13 protein-coding genes are annotated in these 16,730 nt (G+C 68.7%); 9 read left to right on the forward strand and 4 right to left on the reverse strand.

Translation table 11 applies throughout. The annotated features are described in order from the left end of the window. Positions 1–50 precede the first annotated feature (50 nt). The 4 genes from IEY84_RS10705 (at position 51) to IEY84_RS10720 (ending at position 3,535) form a co-directional block, all read left to right on the forward strand. Positions 51–905 (forward strand): ABC transporter substrate-binding protein, encoded by an 855-nt coding sequence (locus IEY84_RS10705; protein WP_183542887.1) that lies wholly within the window; start codon positions 51–53, stop codon positions 903–905. Beyond that, positions 902–1,792 (forward strand): amino acid ABC transporter permease, encoded by an 891-nt coding sequence (locus IEY84_RS10710; RefSeq protein ID WP_221208547.1) that lies wholly within the window; start codon positions 902–904, stop codon positions 1,790–1,792. Before IEY84_RS10705 ends, IEY84_RS10710 begins: the two co-directional genes overlap by 4 nt. Next, positions 1,789–2,565: an amino acid ABC transporter ATP-binding protein gene (locus IEY84_RS10715; protein ID WP_229788580.1), complete on the forward strand. Its 777-nt coding sequence runs from the start codon at positions 1,789–1,791 to the stop codon at positions 2,563–2,565. The genes IEY84_RS10710 and IEY84_RS10715 overlap by 4 nt, the downstream gene beginning before the upstream one ends. 250 nt (positions 2,566–2,815) lie before the next feature. Beyond that, complete coding sequence (locus tag IEY84_RS10720) at positions 2,816–3,535, forward strand: hypothetical protein (protein WP_183542891.1); 720 nt, start codon at positions 2,816–2,818, stop codon at positions 3,533–3,535. A 22-nt stretch (positions 3,536–3,557) separates the two neighbouring features. On the opposite strand, the gene IEY84_RS10725 is transcribed toward IEY84_RS10720, so the two are convergent. Both IEY84_RS10725 and IEY84_RS10730 read right to left on the reverse strand, forming a co-directional pair. Further along, a complete protein-coding gene (locus tag IEY84_RS10725) occupies positions 3,558–5,006 on the reverse strand; it encodes a glyceraldehyde-3-phosphate dehydrogenase (protein WP_183542893.1) in 1,449 nt (482 codons plus the stop codon). A gap of 208 nt (positions 5,007–5,214) precedes the next feature. Then, positions 5,215–6,624 (reverse strand): serine/threonine-protein kinase, encoded by a 1,410-nt coding sequence (locus tag IEY84_RS10730; protein WP_183542895.1) that lies wholly within the window; start codon positions 6,622–6,624, stop codon positions 5,215–5,217. A 179-nt stretch (positions 6,625–6,803) separates the two neighbouring features. Between IEY84_RS10730 and IEY84_RS10735 the strand changes: the two genes are divergently transcribed. Both IEY84_RS10735 and IEY84_RS10740 read left to right on the forward strand, forming a co-directional pair. After that, a complete protein-coding gene (locus tag IEY84_RS10735; protein ID WP_183542897.1) occupies positions 6,804–7,982 on the forward strand; it encodes a CaiB/BaiF CoA transferase family protein in 1,179 nt (392 codons plus the stop codon). 71 nt (positions 7,983–8,053) lie between these two features. Next, entirely contained in the window at positions 8,054–8,725 is a 672-nt protein-coding gene (locus IEY84_RS10740; RefSeq protein WP_183542899.1) for a GAP family protein, read from the forward strand. Positions 8,726–8,829: 104 nt separating this feature from the next. Here IEY84_RS10740 and IEY84_RS10745 read toward each other — a convergent pair whose 3' ends face one another. Then, a complete protein-coding gene (locus tag IEY84_RS10745) occupies positions 8,830–9,708 on the reverse strand; it encodes a hypothetical protein (RefSeq protein ID WP_183542901.1) in 879 nt (292 codons plus the stop codon). 272 nt (positions 9,709–9,980) lie between these two features. Here IEY84_RS10745 and IEY84_RS10750 point away from each other — a divergent pair, with 272 nt between their 5' ends. Both IEY84_RS10750 and IEY84_RS10755 read left to right on the forward strand, forming a co-directional pair. Further along, entirely contained in the window at positions 9,981–11,495 is a 1,515-nt protein-coding gene (locus IEY84_RS10750; RefSeq protein ID WP_229788581.1) for a flavin-containing monooxygenase, read from the forward strand. An 83-nt stretch (positions 11,496–11,578) separates the two neighbouring features. Beyond that, the gene (locus tag IEY84_RS10755) at positions 11,579–12,247 is read left to right on the forward strand and encodes a TetR/AcrR family transcriptional regulator (RefSeq protein WP_183542903.1); all 669 of its coding nucleotides are present in this window, start codon (positions 11,579–11,581) and stop codon (positions 12,245–12,247) included. A gap of 10 nt (positions 12,248–12,257) precedes the next feature. On the opposite strand, the gene IEY84_RS10760 is transcribed toward IEY84_RS10755, so the two are convergent. Beyond that, complete coding sequence (locus IEY84_RS10760; protein WP_183542905.1) at positions 12,258–13,175, reverse strand: LysR family transcriptional regulator; 918 nt, start codon at positions 13,173–13,175, stop codon at positions 12,258–12,260. An 84-nt stretch (positions 13,176–13,259) separates the two neighbouring features. Here IEY84_RS10760 and IEY84_RS10765 point away from each other — a divergent pair, with 84 nt between their 5' ends. After that, entirely contained in the window at positions 13,260–16,673 is a 3,414-nt protein-coding gene (locus tag IEY84_RS10765) for a bifunctional proline dehydrogenase/L-glutamate gamma-semialdehyde dehydrogenase (protein ID WP_183542907.1), read from the forward strand. The last annotated feature ends 57 nt before the right edge of the window (positions 16,674–16,730 follow it).

Below are 16,730 nucleotides of genomic sequence, written 5' to 3' on the forward strand. Positions count from 1 at the left end.
TACTCGTCAGTAATAAGTCCGGCCAGTGCCCGTCCCATTACTATCCGCACATGCGCACTCGTCTATCCGCCCTCCTCGTCGTCCCGCTCGCCCTGGCTGCCGGGTTGACCGCATGTGGAGGCGAGAGCGACACCGGCGCCGACGGTGGCGCGCCGGCCTCGTGCGAGACCGCGGACCTGCCGCTGAAGCAGGACGGCAAGCTCACCATCGGCACCGACTCGCCTGCGTACGAGCCGTGGTTCTCCGAGAACGATCCCAGCAACGGCAAGGGCTTCGAGTCGGCGGTCGCCTACGCCGTCGCCGACCGGCTCGGGTTCGCGAAGGACGACGTCGTCTGGGTCAAGCAGGCCTTCAACACCTCCTACACGCCCGGCGAGAAGAAGTTCGACTTCGACATCAACCAGATCTCCATCACCCCCGAGCGCGCGAACGTCGTCGACCTCTCGCAGGGCTACTACACGGCTTCGCAGGCGGTCGTGACGATGGAGAAGGACGCGGCCAAGGCGACCTCGCTGGCGGATCTGAAGGACCTCAAGCTCGGGGCGCAGACGGCGACCACCTCGCTCACCGCGATCCGCGAGGACGTGCAGCCGAGCACGGATCCGCTGGTCTTCGACACCAGCGACCAGGCCAAGCAGGCGCTGCTCAACGGTCAGGTCGACGCGCTCGTCTTCGACCTCCCGACCGCGTTCTACATCACCGCGGCCGAGATCGAGGGCAGCACGATCACCGGTCAGTTCGAGAGCAGTTCGATGCCGGAGGAGTTCGGCCTGCTGACCGAGAAGGACAGCGGCCTGGCTCCGTGCCTCGACGAGGCGCTGACCGCGCTCGAGAAGGACGGGACGCTTGCCGAGCTCGAGCAGGAGTGGCTCTCTGACGTCGTCTCCGTGCCCGTCCTGAAATGACGCAGCCTGAAGTGACGGGGGCGGGTCCTTCGGTGGAGGGGTCTCGACAGGCTCGACCACCGAGTGCGCGGGAGCTCGAGAGACAGGCCGTACGCCGTCGGCTGAAGCTGCGGCAGATCGTCATCGCCACGATGGTGACGGTCGTCGTGACGGTCGGGCTGGCGCTGCTGGTCGTCTCCTCGCCTGGGTGGGACCGGGTTCGGGACTACTTCCTGAGCTGGTCCCACGCACGCGACTCGTTCGCGGCGATCGCTGAGGGGTTCTGGATCAACATCCGGATCTTCCTGATCGCCGAACCGTGCGTACTCATCCTCGGCGCCCTCGTCGCCATCGCCCGGCAGACGACGTCGCCGTGGCTGGCGCCGCTGCGGCTCCTGGCGACCGGCTACACCGACCTGTTCCGCGGGGTGCCGTCGATCCTGGTCGTGGTCATCTGCGGCATCGGCATCCCGGCGCTGGGCCTGTCCGGGGTGACCAGCTCGCTGTTCTGGCTGACCACGTTCGCGTTGGTGCTCTGCTACGGGGCCTACGTCGCCGAGGTGTTCCGGGCCGGCATCCTGTCCATCCATCCGACCCAGGTCGCCTCGGCCGAGGCGCTGGCGCTGACCCACACCCAGACGATGCGCTTCGTCGTGCTCCCGCAGGCCGTACGCCGCGTCGTGCCGCCGCTGATGAACGACCTCGTCTCGTTGCAGAAGGACACCGCCCTGATCTCGGCTGTGGGTGTCTTCGAGGCGCTACGGGCGGCCCAGGACTACCAGGGCTACAACTTCAACGGCACGCCGCTGCTGGTCGCCGCCACGTACTTCCTCATCGTCGCGGTCCCACTCACCCGGCTCACCGACTGGCTGATGCGGCGACAGATCGAGAAGGAGCAGGGCCGATGAATGGGCCGATGAATGGGGCGATGAATGGGGCGATGACGGGGCCGGGGCTGCTGGAGGCCAAGGGGCTGCGGAAGGCCTATCGGGACCGGATCGTGCTCGACGACCTGGACCTGTCCGTGGCCGAGCACGACGTCGTCTGCCTGATCGGTGCGTCGGGGTCCGGGAAGTCGACCTTGCTGCGCTGCCTGAACCTGCTCGAGACGATCGACGACGGGATCATCACCTTCGACGGCCGGGAGATCTCCGACCCGCTCGTGGACCCGCGCTCGGTTCGTCGCGAGATCGGGATGGTCTTCCAGGCCTACAACCTCTTCCCGCATCTGTCGGTGCTCGACAACTGCACGCTGGCGCAGGTGCGGGTGCACGGTGTGCGCCCGGACGAGGCGGCAGATCGAGCCCGTCAGCTGCTGGCCCGGTTCGGCCTCGCCGACAAGGCCGACGCCCACCCGGATGCTCTCTCCGGAGGTCAGCAGCAGCGGGTCGCGCTGGTGCGGGCGATGTGCACGCAGCCGCGGCTGTTGCTCCTCGACGAGATCACCGCCGCCCTGGATCCTGAGCTCGTCGGTGAGGTGCTGGAGATCGTCCGGGCCGAGGCGGAGGCTGGGACGACCCTGGTGCTCGCTACCCACGAGATGTCCTTCGCGCGAGAGGTCGCCACCAAGGTCTGCTTCCTCGACGGTGGGCGCGTCCTGGAGCAGGGTCCGCCGGAGCAGCTCTTCGGGGATCCCGTCGAGGAGCGCACCCGCGCCTTTCTCGCCCGCGTCCGATCCTGAGCGCTACGTCGACGTCCGTCCTTTTACTAGACGATGACACCTTGTGAACGATTCACAAGGTGTCATCGTCTAGTAAAAGGAACGCGCCTCGGCCTCTGCGGCGGACCACTCAGTTGATTTCCACAGCGTTTTCCACAGGGTCCTGATTACGGTCGCGCGATGGTGACGTCCATCCATAACGTCCCTGTGTATGAGGGCCACTTCACGAATCACGACGCGCGAGGCGATACGTCGGATCTGCGAGCTCCACATGATCGGGAAGGTCGAGGCGAACCGGGTCCTGACCGCCAGGCTCGCCGGTCCCGGGCAGAAGGTCGGCAGCGCGATCGTCTACGACGAGCACAGGCTTGCCGAGCTGCTGGCCAGGCCGCGCTGCACCGAACAGACGTTGGACTCGGTCCGCCCGGTCATTGTCCGGCTCGGTCGTGACCGCAGGTTCGATCTCTCGCAGACCTGGGACGAGCAGGCTGAGGTCGCGCGACGAAACTGGTACGTGCCGTTCTTTCTCGGAACGATGCTGGATCTATGGGGCTGCCTCGACGGACGCCGGTTCCCCCTGGTCGCGACCATTGCCAGCTGGGTGGTGTTCGGGGCGGAGGGCACCGGTCACACCTACGACGAAGGCGCGTCGCCGGCGGCCAACCGCAGCACGCCGCCTCGTACGTTCCAGGTCGAGCCGCCGGGCGACTGGTTCGCGCCCATCAAGGAGACCTGGCTGCCCCTCGAGCACGGACCGACGGTGACGATCTGGGGTGCGCCGACGACCAACAGTGCGTTGCGTGAGGTCGACTGGCTCAGGGTCGATGCCGACAAGCAGAAGAAGCAGGCCGAGTACGACGCGTGGCTCAGGTCTGCTCCGCACCTGCGTGACGTGGCACAGGTGGGCTTGACCGATGTCGACGCAGTCCTCGGGGCCTGGAGCCGAGCTGCCCCGTCTCATCCGGAGACCGGACGAGACGGGGCAGAGTAGGGGAAGTTCCGTTCCTGACCGCTCAGACGGCGGCAGGCGCAGGGAAGGTCGGGTACTCGACACCGGAGATCGACTGCACGGTGCGGACGACCTGGCAGGAGTAGCCGAACTCGTTGTCGTACCAGACGTAGAGGATCGCGGAGTCGCCGTCGACGATGGTCGCGTTGCCGTCGACGATCGAGGCTGCGCGCGAGCCGATGAAGTCGGACGACACCGCGTCGCGGGCGGTGGTGAAGTCCACCTGACGACGGAGCTCGCCGGTGAGCGACGCCTCGCGGAGATAGTCGACGACCTCCTCCTTCGAGGTCTCGCTCTTGAGCGAGAGCGACAGGATCGCGATCGACACGTTCGGGGTGGGGACCCGGATCGAGTTGCCGGTGATCTTCGCCTTCAGGTCCGGAAGGGCCTTGGCGACGGCAGAGGCCGCACCGGTCTCGGTGAGCACCAGGTTGAGCGGTGCGGAGCGACCGCGACGGTCGGCCTTGTGGTAGTTGTCCAGCAGGTTCTGGTCGTTGGTGAACGAGTGCACCGTCTCGACGTGACCGCGGACGATGCCGAAGCGGTCCTCCATCAGCTTCAGCGGCGGCACGATCGCGTTGGTCGTGCACGAGGCGCAGGAGATGACCTTCTCGTCGCCGGTAAGGGTCTGGTGGTTGACGCCGTGGACGATGTTGGGGACGTCGCCCTTGCCCGGTGCGGTCAGCAGGACCTTCTTGATGCCCGGGCGCAGGTGCTGCTCGAGCCCGGCCTGGTCACGCCACCTGCCGGTGTTGTCGATGAGGATGGCGTCCTTGATGCCGTACGCCGTGTAGTCGACCGTCGTCGGGTCGTCGGAGTAGATGAACTGGATAGGGTTGCCGTTGGCGATGATCACGCCGTTCTTCTCGTCCACCGTGATCGTGCCGGCGAACTGGCCGTGGATCGAGTCGCGGCGCAGCAGCGAGGCGCGCTTGACGAGGTCGTCCTCGCCGCCCTTGCGGACGACGACGGCCTTCAGGCGCAGCCCGTGACGCGAGCCGGCCTTCTCGACGAGCAGGCGGGCGACGAGCCGACCGATACGGCCGAATCCGTAGAGCACGACGTCCTGGCCGCCGTTGCGCTCGAGCTTGTTCCCGCCCGTGGCGCCTGCGAGCTTCTCGGCGACGAAGTCGTCGACGGAGAGACCGCGGCCGTCCTCGGCGTACTGGACGGCGAGCAGACCGAGATCGATCTTCGACGGGCCCAGGTCGAGCTTGGCGATCGCCTGGAGGAGCGGGAAGGTCTCGGTGACCGAGAGCTCCTCGCCCTCGATCTGGCGCGCGAAGCGGTGCGCCTTGAGGATCGAGATGTCGGACTTGCTCACCAGCGACCGGCTGTGGACCAGGATGGTGACATCCTTCTCGCGGTAGAGCTTGCCGATGATCGGGATCATCGTCTCCGCGAGCTCCTCGCGGTGCTGCCAGTCGTTGAAGGTCTCGTCGGTGTTGCTCACAGCTCAACTTTCGGTTGCTCGGGAAGGCTCGGCCGATCGGGCCCGCGGCACACTCAGCCAGGCTCGATTATCGGCATCCCCAGAGCCCGGGCCACCTTGATCGATCCAACCCAGAGTCGGTGGTCGAGCTTGTCGAGCGTTGTATCGAGCTTGTCGAGATGACCAGCCGACCTGAACGATCGCTCCCTGAACGACCCGACAGAGTTCCTCAGGGCGACGTCGTCGCTGTCGGCTCCGCGGTAGGCGTCTCGGTCGGCTCAGGCGCCGTCGTCTCGGTCGGTTCGGCCGTCGGCGTCGGGCTGGTCGGCTCGCTGGTCGGCTCGTCGATGGCCGGAGCACTCTCGTCCGGGGCCTCGGAAGGCGTCGTGTCGGAGGTGGGCACGCTGTCGCTGGGGACGATCTCACCATCGCCCTCGGCACCCTCCTCCGCCGGCTGCTCGTCGACCTCGGGCTCCGTCCCGGTGTCCACGGACCCGCCCACCGGCGATGTCGGTGCGTTGGTGCTCTGCCCGGCGGTCGGCTCGGCCGAAGGGGTCACCTCGCCGACCTCCGGCGCGTCCTCCCGGCTCGGCAGGAGGTCGGTGCTGGCGGCGACGGCCACGCCCGCTGAGACCAGGACCACCGCCGCAGCGGCCAGGACCGCGATCTTCCAGCGACGACCGGACGGTTGGCGAGGCTCGGCGATGGTGGGCGCCTGGGTGGGCAGGTCGGCCGTGTCGGTCGGGGCCGGCGACCGGATCGCGCCAGCGGCCCCGCCGGCCGAGGCGAGCCCCGGGGACGGGGTGCCGACGAAGGTCTCCTCCGTCGAGCTGATCGGGGCGGGCAGCAGGGTCCAGTCGCCGTTGGTGGCGAGGATGTCAGCAGCGGAGGGCCTGGCGGTCGCCGTCTCGGCGAGGCACGCGGCGACCAGCGGGCGCAGGTAGTCAGGGCAGAGGCTCAGATTGGGGGACTCGCCCGTGAGGAGATGCCCCATCGAGCCGATCTCACCGCTGAACGGCCAGCGTCCGGTGGCGGCGACGAAGGCGACCAGGCCCAGTGCCCAGACGTCGACGGCGCTGGAGAAGGTGCCGGTCTGGACCTGCTCGGGCGCCTGGTAGCCGTAGGTGCCGACGGCCTTGCCGGTCTGGGTCAGCGCGGTGCCGTCGACGGAACGGGCGATGCCCATGTCGATCACGCACGGGTCGGTGGCGCCGTAGAGGATGTTGCCCGGCTTGATGTCGCGGTGGACCAGCCCGGCTGCGTGCACCGCGGCAAGAGCCTCTGCGACCCCGGCGACCAGCTGGCGTACGTCGATCTCGGGCAGGCGCTCGCCGGAGCTGATCAGCTTGTTGAGCGGCGGGTCGGCGACGTACTCGCTCGCCATCCAGGGCTGCTCGGCGGCGGGGTCGGCGTCGAGAACCCGCGCGGTGAACCGGCTCTCCACCTTCTTCGCGGCCTCGATCTCCCGCTCGAACCGCGCGCGGAACCCCGGGTCGGAGATGAGCTCGGGGAGGATCGCCTTCACCGCCGCCTGCCTGCCCTCTGCGTCCTCGCCCAGATAGACGACGCCCATGCCTCCGTGTCCGAGGCGGCCGGTGAGCGTGTACGGGCCCATCTCGCGGGGATCGTTCGCGGTCAACGGGCTGACCGAGCTGATCGGGCGGGACTGGGGGGATGGGGGAAATTCCCGAGACAACTTCTCTGCTCCTGTGCACCGGCGAGTGTGTCTCGGAGCGTATCGGACGCAGGCGCGGGATCCGTGGTGCCAGGCGGAGGGTTCTCGACTCTGCGAGCCTCGATCCTGCGAGTATGGCCGGCATGACTGAGTCGACGGAGAAATTCACTGTGACGTTGGGCCAGGGCACCGGTCCCCTCCGCGGGGTCAAGGTCGTCGAGCTGGCGGGGATCGGGCCGGGCCCGCACGCCTGCACGCTCCTCGCGGACATGGGCGCGGACGTGATCCGGGTCGACCGACCGGGCGGCAACGTGCTCGGCGGCGGTGCCGGTGATCTGCTCACCCGCGGCCGACCCAGCGTCGCGCTGGACCTCAAGAACCCGGACGCCGTCGAGACCGTCCTACGCCTGGTGGAGACGGCGGACGTGCTCATCGAAGGACTGCGCCCCGGGGTCACCGACCGGCTGGGGCTCGGGCCCGACGCGTGCCTGGAGCGCAACCCGCGCCTCGTCTACGGCCGGATGACCGGCTGGGGTCAGGACGGGCCGCTGGCCCAGTCGGCCGGCCACGACCTCACCTACATCGCCACCACCGGTGTGCTCAACGGGCTCGGTCAGGACCGGGCCCGCCCGCACTTCCCGCTCAACCTGCTCGGCGACTTCGGCGGCGGATCGACCTATCTCGTGATGGGCATCCTGGCCGCGCTCGTCGAGGCCAAGACGACCGGCCAGGGCCAGGTAGTCGACGCCGCGATCGTGGACGGCACCGCCCACCTCGCCACGATGATCTCCGGGTTGCTCTCCTCCGGCAGTTGGCACGAGCAGCGGATGAGCAACCTGCTCGACGGCGCGATGCCGTTCTACTCGCTCTACGACACCTCCGACGGTCGTCAGGTCGCGGTCGGTGCGCTCGAGGGCAAGTTCTTCGCCGAGATGGTCACCCGACTCGGCCTCGACGGGGTCTGCCCGGGGCAGTACGAGATGGAGCGCTACGACGAGATGCGCTCGCTCTTCGAGAAGGCCTTCGCGTCGAAGACGATGGCCGAGTGGGCCGAGATCTTCGAGGGCACCGACGCCTGCGTCGCCCCCGTCCTCACCCCCTCCGAGGCTGCTGAGCACCCCCACCTGAAGGCCCGCCAGACGTACGTCACCCACCACGGTGTCACTCAGCCGGCTCCCGCTCCGCGGTTCAGCCGCACCACCTCCACCTTGGCGGCGGGACCGGCCGGCAGCGCCGGCCGGCACACCCGGGAGGCGCTCGTCGCGTGGGGCGTCACCGACGTCGACGCGCTGATCGAGAAGGGTGCCGCGTTCCAGGACTGAGGTCCGTTCCTCGATCTGATGGCCCCGGCACGTTCGATGGACGATGATGTGGAGGGGTAGAGGCGCCGGTGATGTCGCGTCTGCTGACGCGACACACGAGGGGGCTGTGGTCGATGGCGAATCTGTTGGCGGTGTTGCCCTTGGCGTTCGTGATGGTCGCAGGGCCCCAGTTCGTCAGCGCGGTGTTCCTTGCCGCCAGCCGCGACCCGCGCCGCGCGTCGATCGCCTTCCTCGCTGGGGTCGCCCTCGGCACGGCCCTCAGCGTGGGCGTGTTCTACCTGCTGGCCGGGCTGGTCCATGATCCGGCTCGCGCGGCGGAACCGGACTCCGGGAACAGTCTTCTGGACTACCTGTTGCCGGTGCTGCTGGTCGCCATGGCGGTCCGGGTCTTCCTCCGTCGTGGCTCCAGCACACCGCCGGCATGGATGACGTCGCTGGCCGAGTCCACGCCGCGGTTCGCGTTCCGCCTGGGGCTTCTGCTGTTCCTGTTCATGCCGACTGACGTGCTCGCGGCCATGACGGTTGGGTCGTACCTGGCCAGACACGACCTGCCGTGGTGGCAGTGTGCGCCGTTCGTCGCCGTGACGGTGCTGCTCGCCGCGATTCCGCTGTTGATCCTGGTTCTCATGGGGAAGCGTGCCGACGTGCTGCTGCCGCGCATCCGGGCCTGGATGACCACCAACTCCTGGGTGGTCAGCGAGATCGTGATCATCTTCCTCCTGGTCGTGACCCTGGCAGGCTGAGTCGAGGGAACCTCGCCCCCGCGGGTGTTGATCAGAACGCAGGAACGGCGCGGCGTACGACCTTCGGGTCGTACGCCGCGCCGTTCCAGGTGACGCGGTGGGGCTCAGTCGTTGCGGACCAGAGCGGCAGCGCGGCGACGCAGGACCACGACGAGCGCGGTCCCGGCGGCGGCAGCGCCGGCGAGCATGGCCAGCAGCGGCCACATCGCGGGTACGGCGGCGTCGCTCTCACCGGCGAGGCCGGCGTCGATGTTGGTCGGGACCTCGGAGTCCTCGTCGCCGGCGGCCGGGGCCGCGGAGGACTCCTCGCCGGCGGGCTCGGTCTCGTCGGAGACCGGGGTGGCCTCGGTGGGCTCGTCGGTCGGCTCCTCCGACGGCGTCTCGGAAGGCTCCTCGGAGGGCTCCTCGCCGACCGGCGGCGTGGACGGGGTCGGCGTCTCGGACGCCGGAGGCTCTTCGGTGCCGCAGTTCTCGAACCAGAAGACCTTGGACTTGGTGGTGTTGCCCTTGCTGCGCGGGGTGTCGACGGTGATCTTCACGTGGTAACCCTGGTTCGCGTTCGGCTCACCGGTCGCGCGCAGGGTGTAGGTCTCGCTGCCGTCCTTGTCGTTGCCGGCACCGGAGGCCTCGTCGTTCTCGAGCTTGACCTCGTCGTGACCGACCACGGGGGTCATGTTCCCGTCGAACACGGAGAGGACGTGGCTCTCCGTGTTGGTGGGAGCGTGCAGCTCGAAGGTGACCTTCGAGATGATGTCGTCGCCCGCGTCGTAGCCGAACCACTCGACGTTGAACGTGCACTCCTGGTGAGGGTTGTTCTCCGGGGTGTTGTCGTCCTCGAGCTCGAGGTTCTCGATCTTGACCGTGCCGTTGTTGCCCTTCGGGTTCCCGGAATTGCCGTGGTCGCCGGTGGCGAAGGCCGGAGCTGCTGCGAGCCCGGCGAGGGCGACACCCGCGACGATCGCGCCGGTGCGTACGAAACTCAACACTTGTAAACCTTTCGAAGACCGTTGACCGCTCGCTGCGGTCCGTGCGCAGCCTCAGCCATCGAAGGCGACGGGTTGAAGACCTCGTGTCGCCGTGGACGCGTGCCGCCCCCACGGCTGCCGACCGCAGCGTAGTGACCCCGCTCGCGCATACGGAAGGGGGGTGTCGTCGGTGTTACCGAGACGTGCACCTCGGACGATCCCTCGGGCTGCTAGCAAAAGTTTGCGAGACAGGGTGTCGCAAACACGTACTCCCGGGTAACCTGGCCCACATGCATGTCGACGTACTGATCATCGGTGCCGGCGTCTCCGGCATCGGAGCGGCTGCGCAGCTCCGTGAGCGCCTTCCCGGCACGACGCTCGCCATCCTGGAGCAGCGCGATGCCAGTGGCGGCACGTGGGATCTCTTCCGCTACCCGGGCATCCGGTCCGACTCCGACATGTTCACGTTCGCCTTCAAGTGGCGGCCGTGGGAGAGCGCGCAGGCTCTCGCCGACGGTCACCAGATCCGTGACTACCTGCGCCAGACGGCGAAGGACTACGGCGTCGACAAGCTGATCCGCTACGGCCACAAGGTCACCGGCGCCGCCTGGAGCAGCGACGACAAGCAGTGGACGGTCTCCGTCGAGACCCCTGACGGACCCACCGAGATCACCACCGGCTTCCTGTGGAACTGCTCCGGCTACTACGACTACGCCAACGGCTACCAGCCGGAGTTCGCCGGCCTCGACGACTACGAAGGCACCTTCGTCCACCCGCAGCACTGGCCCGAGGAGCTCGACTACGCGGGCAAGAAGGTCGTCATCATCGGCTCCGGCGCGACCGCGGTCACGTTGCTGCCCAACCTGGCGGGCGAGGGCAGCGACCGAGCCGAGAAGGTGACGATGCTGCAGCGGACACCGACGTACATCCTCTCCCGTCCGGGACAGGACGCGATCGCCTCGCTGCTGAACACCGCGCCGTTCAAGCTGCTCGGCAGGCTCCCCTTCAAGCGCGTGCGCGAGAAGATCGGCCACGAGACCGTTCGCTGGGAGAACATCGCCCTCACCGTCGGCACCTATCAGCTCGCGCGTCGGGCTCCTGGCGTCGTCAAGAAGGTGATCCGCGACCAGTGGATCAACGGCCTCACCGCCCGCGGCGGCCGTCCTGGCATGAGCAAGACCGAGGCGATCGCGTACGTCGACAAGCACTTCAACCCGCCCTACGACCCCTGGGACCAGCGCATCTGCTTCGTCCCCGACGGCGACATGATGAAGTCGATCCGGGAGGGGTATGCCGCGGTGGTCACCGACCGGATCAAGACGTTCGTGCCGAAGGGGATCGAGCTCGAGTCGGGCGAGACCCTCGAGGCCGACATCGTCATCTCCGCGACCGGGCTCAACCTGCGGCTCTTCGGTGGGCTCGACTACACCGTCGACGGCGAGCCGGTCAGCCTGCCCGACCAGATGGCCTACAAGGGCCTGATGATCACCGGGATGCCCAACTTCGCCTACACGATCGGCTACACCAACGCCTCGTGGACGCTCAAGGCCGACCTGGTCACCGACTACGTGATCCGGTTGCTCGACTTCATGGGGGAGAACGGCTACGACGTCGCCTCCGTCTCCCGGGACCCGAGTGTCGAGGAGCGGCCTTTCATGGACCTCGCCTCCGGCTACATCCAACGCTCGCTGGACCTCATGCCGAAGGCGGGCGACCGGGCGCCGTGGGCGGCGAAGCAGAACTATCTCGTCGACATGAAGGCGCTCGGCTCGCCGGTCGCCGACGGGGTGATCCGGTTCGCCTGATGCCTGCTCGCGCCGGGCCTGTGGCCGCCGTGACAGGCGTTCCTGGCCCGACGTGACGTGCGTACGACTACGATGGCCCCACCATGGATGGCAGGGCAGTTCGCTGGAAGCGTCACAACGATGACCGACGAAAGCGCATCGTCGATGCCGCGATCGGTCTGATCGAGACCGAAGGCGTCAACGTCAGCCTGCAGGCGATCGGCCAGGCCGCCGGTCTCTCCCGGTCCGTGGTCTACCGTCATTTCGCTGACCGGCGTGAGCTCGACCTCGCCATCCAGGCCGACATCCTCGATGGCCTGTGGGCCAAGCTCTTCCCGGCGATGGAGCTGACCGGATCGATCCGGCAGATCATCTCCCGCACCGTCGGGGCCTACGTCAACTGGGCGCTCGAGCACCCGCTCCTGCACCAGGTGGCCGACGTCGACACCGCGCCGAACGGCACCGGCCCGCTGCAGCAGGGCCTCGACCGGATCGCGGAGCGGATCAAGGAGCTGATCCTGGCCGCGTTCGAGCTGGCCGGGGTCGAGGTCTCCGAGGTCGACAAGAAGGCCGTCGACCCGCTGATCTACGGCCTGATCGGGATGGTCTTCGGCGCCGTACGCCGCTGGGTCCACCTCGGCGAGGGCATCCCCGACGCCGAGCACCTGACCTCGGTCGTCACCGAGGCCGTTCTGGCCATGATCGACACCCGCACCGTGGCGTACGGACTCTCGATCGACCACGACCAGCCGCTCGAGGAGCTCTTCGGCTGATCCGGTGAGATCAGCCGGGCAGCGTCAGGTCCGGCGGCACCACGCGAGCCAGCGCGGAACGGCACGCGATGATCCCCGGGGAGTCGGCGATCGCGGTGCGGGTGGCGGTGAAGACCGTACGCCGCGGCGACCCGGGCAGATCGATGAGCCGGACCGCTGTCCGGTGGCGGACGCGCATGAGGTCGGAGAGCAGGGCGACGGCGTTGCCGGACTCCACCAGCGCGACGTGGGCCTCGACGTCGTCGGTCTCGTAGCGGACCTCGGGCTCGAAGCCGGCCCGGCGGCACTGCTCCTCGATCCAATGCCGGGAGGCGGTGCCCGGCGGCTCCATCGCCCACGGCACACATCCGGCGTCGGCGAGCGAGGCGATGTTGTCCCAGATCGCACCAGAGCCGCGAGGCGGGAGGGCGAGGCGGAGCCGGTCGGTGGTGAGCGGCTGCCGGTCCAGGCCGTCGAAGTGGGGTGCGCCGTGGTCGGGGTAGTGCTCGGCGACGACCAGGTCTAGCTCGCGCAGGGCGAGGTCGTTGAGCGCCTGCTCGGGAGCGCGCTGGGACAGCATGACGCGCAGCCGGGGATGACGCCGGGTCAGGTCGGCGAGGGCCTGCGGCATGTAGGCGAGGGCGACGGACTGGAAGACTGCGACCCGGACGGTGCCGGCGGTCTCGTCGCCGAGCGCGGTGACCGCGGCCTCAGCCGCCTCCAGCCGGGCCAGGATCTCGATGGTGTGCTCGACAAGCACCTCGGCCGCGGCGGTGAGCTGGACCCGCCTTCCCGCCTTAGTGAGAAGGGGTACGCCGACCTCTCGCTCGAGCTGCCCGAGCTGCTGGGAGACCGAGGACGGGCTCTGGTGGAGCGCCTCGGCGACCTCCGCAAGGGTCCCGCGCGCGGAGAGCTCGGCGAGGAGGCGGAGACGGCGGACGTCGAGCATGTCACTTCCCTTCAGGTTTTCTTACGAATAATCCCCAAGAAACATCGCTTTATCTTACGTGAATCTGGTCGCATACTCGCTACTATGACCACCAATGACGCGCTCATCGCCGAGGTCGACGACCTCGTCCGCGGCTGGCTGACGAAGGCTTCGACCAAGCCGACCGCCGCTGCCGCGCAGCGCCTCGCCGACGTCCTCAAGGACCCTGCGGGGCTCGACTTCACCGTCGGCTTCGTCGACCGGGTGATCCGGCCCGAGGACGTACGCGTGGCGGCGGCCAGCCTTCGTGAGCTGGCCGGCAACGTACCTTCGTTCCTGCCCTGGCACCTGAAGCTGGGCGTGAAGCTCGGCGCGCTGATGTCGCTGGTCGCGCCGTGGTTCGTCATCCCGGTCGCTCGCCGTGCGCTGCGGCAGATGGTGGGTCACCTCCTGATCGACGCCTCCGACGCGCGGCTCGGCAAGCAGATCGAGCGGATCCGTGAGCGCGGCGTCTCGCTGAACATCAACCTCCTCGGTGAGGCCGTCCTCGGGCAGAAGGAGGCCGACCGTCGTCTGGCCGGGATTCGCAAGCTGCTGTCCCGCGACGACGTCGACTACGTCTCGGTGAAGGTCTCCTCGCCGGTCGCGCCGCACGCGGTCTGGGCCTACGACGAGGCGGTCGAGCACGTCGTCGAGCGACTGCTCCCGCTCTACACCTACGCAGCCAAGTCCTCTGCTGCCGGGACGAAGAAGTTCATCAACCTGGACATGGAGGAGTACCGCGACCTCGACATGACCATCGATGTCTTCACGCGGCTCCTCGACCGGCCCGAGCTGGTCGACCTGGAGGCGGGGATCGTCCTTCAGGCCTACCTGCCCGACGCGATGGCCGCGATGATCCGGCTGCAGGAGTGGTCGGCTGCTCGCCGTGCGCGTGGGGGCGCGGCGATCAAGGTGCGCCTGGTCAAGGGCGCCAACCTGCCGATGGAGCACGTCGAGGCGTCGCTGCACGGCTGGCCCGTCGCGACCTGGACGACCAAGCAGGACTCCGACACCAACTACAAGCGGGTGCTGTCCTGGTCCCTGACCCCCGAGCGGATGGCCAACGTGCGTCTCGGCGTTGCCGGCCACAACCTGTTCGACGTGGCGTACGCGTGGATCCTGGCTGGTCAGCGCGGTGTTCGTGACTCGGTCGAGTTCGAGATGCTGCTGGGGATGGCCGAGGGCCAGGCCGAAGCGGTCCAGGAGACCGTTGGCGGCCTGCTGCTCTACGTGCCGGTCGTGCACCCGAAGGACTTCGACGTCGCGATCGCCTATCTCGTCCGGCGCCTCGAGGAAGGCGCGAGCACCGAGAACTTCATGTCGGCCGTCTTCGACCTCAACTCCTCTGAGGCCCTCTACAAGCGTGAGAAGGAGCGGTTCGTACGCTCCCTGGAGGCTGTCGACGAGTCCGTGCCGGCGCCCAACCGGACCCAGGACCGGCGTCTGCCGGTCGCGGACGACGTCCAGACCCAGTTCGACAATGTCCCCGACACCGACCCGCACCTGCCGGGCAACCGCGAGTGGGGCAAGTCGATCATCGGCCGGGTCGGCTCCTCGACCCTCGGTGACCAGCTGGTTGCCGACCACATGGTGACCTCGGTCGAGGCCGTCGAGTCGGTGCTCGAGGGTGCCGTCGGCGCCCAGGCCGACTGGGCTCGGAAGACCGGCGCCGAGCGGGCCGCCGTGCTGCGGGCCGCCGCGGTCGAGGTCGAGCGGCGTCGCGCCGAGTGGCTCGAGGTCGGTGCCTCGGAGTGTGGCAAGACGCTCGACCAGGGTGACCCGGAGGTCTCCGAGGCGATCGACTTCCTCAACTACTACGCGAGCCTGGCCGAGCAGCTCGACACGGTCGACGGTGCGCGCCAGGTGCCCGTCCGGCTCACGCTGGTCACCCCGCCGTGGAACTTCCCGCTCGCCATCCCGACCGGTGGCGTCGCCGCCGCGCTCGCGGCCGGCTCGGCCGTGGTGATCAAGCCGGCGCCGCAGGCGCGGCGTTGCGGCTCGGTCCTGGTGGAGACGCTGTGGGCCGCAGGGGTGCCGAAGGAGATCCTCCGGCTCGTTCACGTTCCGGAGAACGAGGTCGGCCGCGCGCTGATCGCCTCGCCGCTGGTGGACCGGCTGATCCTGACCGGTGCGTTCGACACCGCCGAGCTGTTCCGCTCGTTCCGCTCGGACCTGCCGCTGCTGGCCGAGACCTCCGGCAAGAACTCGCTCGTGGTCACCCCCGACGCCGACCTCGACCTGGCGGTCAAGGACCTCGTCTACTCCGCCTTCGGTCACGCCGGACAGAAGTGCTCGGCGGCGTCGCTGGGCATCCTCGTCGGCTCGGTCGCGACCTCGCGTCGCTTCCGCGACCAGCTGGTCGACGCGGTGACCTCGCTTCGCGTGGGTTACCCGACCGACCCGACGGTGCAGGTGGGCCCGGTCATCGAGCCCGCCTCCGGCAAGCTGCTCAAGGCGCTGACGACGCTTGCGCCGGGTGAGTCATGGCTCGTGAAGCCGCGCCAGCTCGACGACACCGGCCGGCTCTGGTCGCCTGGCGTCAAGACCGGCGTCAAGCGCGGCTCCGAGTTCCACCTGACCGAATACTTCGGCCCTGTCCTCGGGCTGATCTCGGCCGGCTCGCTGGACGAGGCTCTCGAGATCCAGAACGAGGTCGATTACGGCCTCACCGCGGGCATCCACAGCCTGGACCGGGCCGAGATCGAGCAGTGGCTCGACGCCGTCGAGGCCGGGAACGTCTACGTCAACCGCGGCATCACCGGCGCCATCGTGCGTCGCCAGCCGTTCGGTGGCTGGAAGAAGTCGGCAGTCGGTGCCGGTACGAAGGCCGGTGGGCCGAACTACCTCGTCGGACTCAGCGACTGGGTGCCGGCTCCGGCCACCGAGCTCGCGACGCCGGCGCCGGCCGTCCGGTCGCTGGTCGACTGGGCCGGAAGGCTGCAGCTGGACGAGATCGACATGCTCCGCCGCGGAGCCGGTTCGGACGCGGTCGCCTGGGAGCGTGAGTTCGGTGCCGCCCGGGACGTGTCGCGCCTGACCGCCGAGGTCAACGTGCTGCGCTACTCGCCGGTGCCGGTCACCATCCGGTACGAGGGCGGTCCGATCGCTCACCTGCTGCGGGTCCTCGCTGCCGGTGTTGCGGCCGAGGCGCCGGTGACCGTGTCCGTCGCCACCACCCTGGACGAGGACACCGCCGCGCTGGTGCGGGCGACCGGTGCGACCTACGTCGTCGAGGACATGGCCGCGTGGACGTCGATCCTCTCCGGACCGTATGCGCCCAGCCGCGTACGTCTCCTGGGTGGGTCGCGTGAGGCCTTCGCCGAAGCGAGCCAGGGCAGGGTCGACATCGCCCTCTACGCCCAGCCCGTCGTCGAGGCCGGCCGCGTCGAGCTGCTCACCTTCCTGCACGAGCAGGCCGTCTCCGTCACCGCGCACCGCTTCGGCTCGCCGACGCCGCTGGTGGAGAACCTCTTCTGACAGCACGGCCGAGTCGGCTCGTCATGGCGAGCCGACTCGGCCGAGCGGCGTACTCCT

Origin of the sequence: Nocardioides albus (genome assembly GCF_014648255.1) — a bacterium.
GTDB classification, from domain to species: Bacteria; Actinomycetota; Actinomycetes; order Propionibacteriales; family Nocardioidaceae; genus Nocardioides; species Nocardioides albus.

What these genes read in the sequence shown, in the direction of transcription:
- IEY84_RS10705 (WP_183542887.1), top strand. Translation starts at nt 51, where the DNA reads ATGCGCACTCGTCTATCCGCCCTCCTCGTCGTCCCGCTCGCCCTGGCT.
- IEY84_RS10710 (WP_221208547.1), top strand. Translation starts at nt 902, where the DNA reads ATGACGCAGCCTGAAGTGACGGGGGCGGGTCCTTCGGTGGAGGGGTCT.
- IEY84_RS10715 (WP_229788580.1), top strand. Translation starts at nt 1,789, where the DNA reads ATGAATGGGCCGATGAATGGGGCGATGAATGGGGCGATGACGGGGCCG.
- IEY84_RS10720 (WP_183542891.1), top strand. Translation starts at nt 2,816, where the DNA reads ATGATCGGGAAGGTCGAGGCGAACCGGGTCCTGACCGCCAGGCTCGCC.
- IEY84_RS10735 (WP_183542897.1), top strand. Translation starts at nt 6,804, where the DNA reads ATGACTGAGTCGACGGAGAAATTCACTGTGACGTTGGGCCAGGGCACC.
- IEY84_RS10740 (WP_183542899.1), top strand. Translation starts at nt 8,054, where the DNA reads ATGTCGCGTCTGCTGACGCGACACACGAGGGGGCTGTGGTCGATGGCG.
- IEY84_RS10750 (WP_229788581.1), top strand. Translation starts at nt 9,981, where the DNA reads ATGCATGTCGACGTACTGATCATCGGTGCCGGCGTCTCCGGCATCGGA.
- IEY84_RS10755 (WP_183542903.1), top strand. Translation starts at nt 11,579, where the DNA reads ATGGATGGCAGGGCAGTTCGCTGGAAGCGTCACAACGATGACCGACGA.
- IEY84_RS10760 (WP_183542905.1), bottom strand. Translation starts at nt 13,175, where the DNA reads ATGCTCGACGTCCGCCGTCTCCGCCTCCTCGCCGAGCTCTCCGCGCGC.
- IEY84_RS10765 (WP_183542907.1), top strand. Translation starts at nt 13,260, where the DNA reads ATGACCACCAATGACGCGCTCATCGCCGAGGTCGACGACCTCGTCCGC.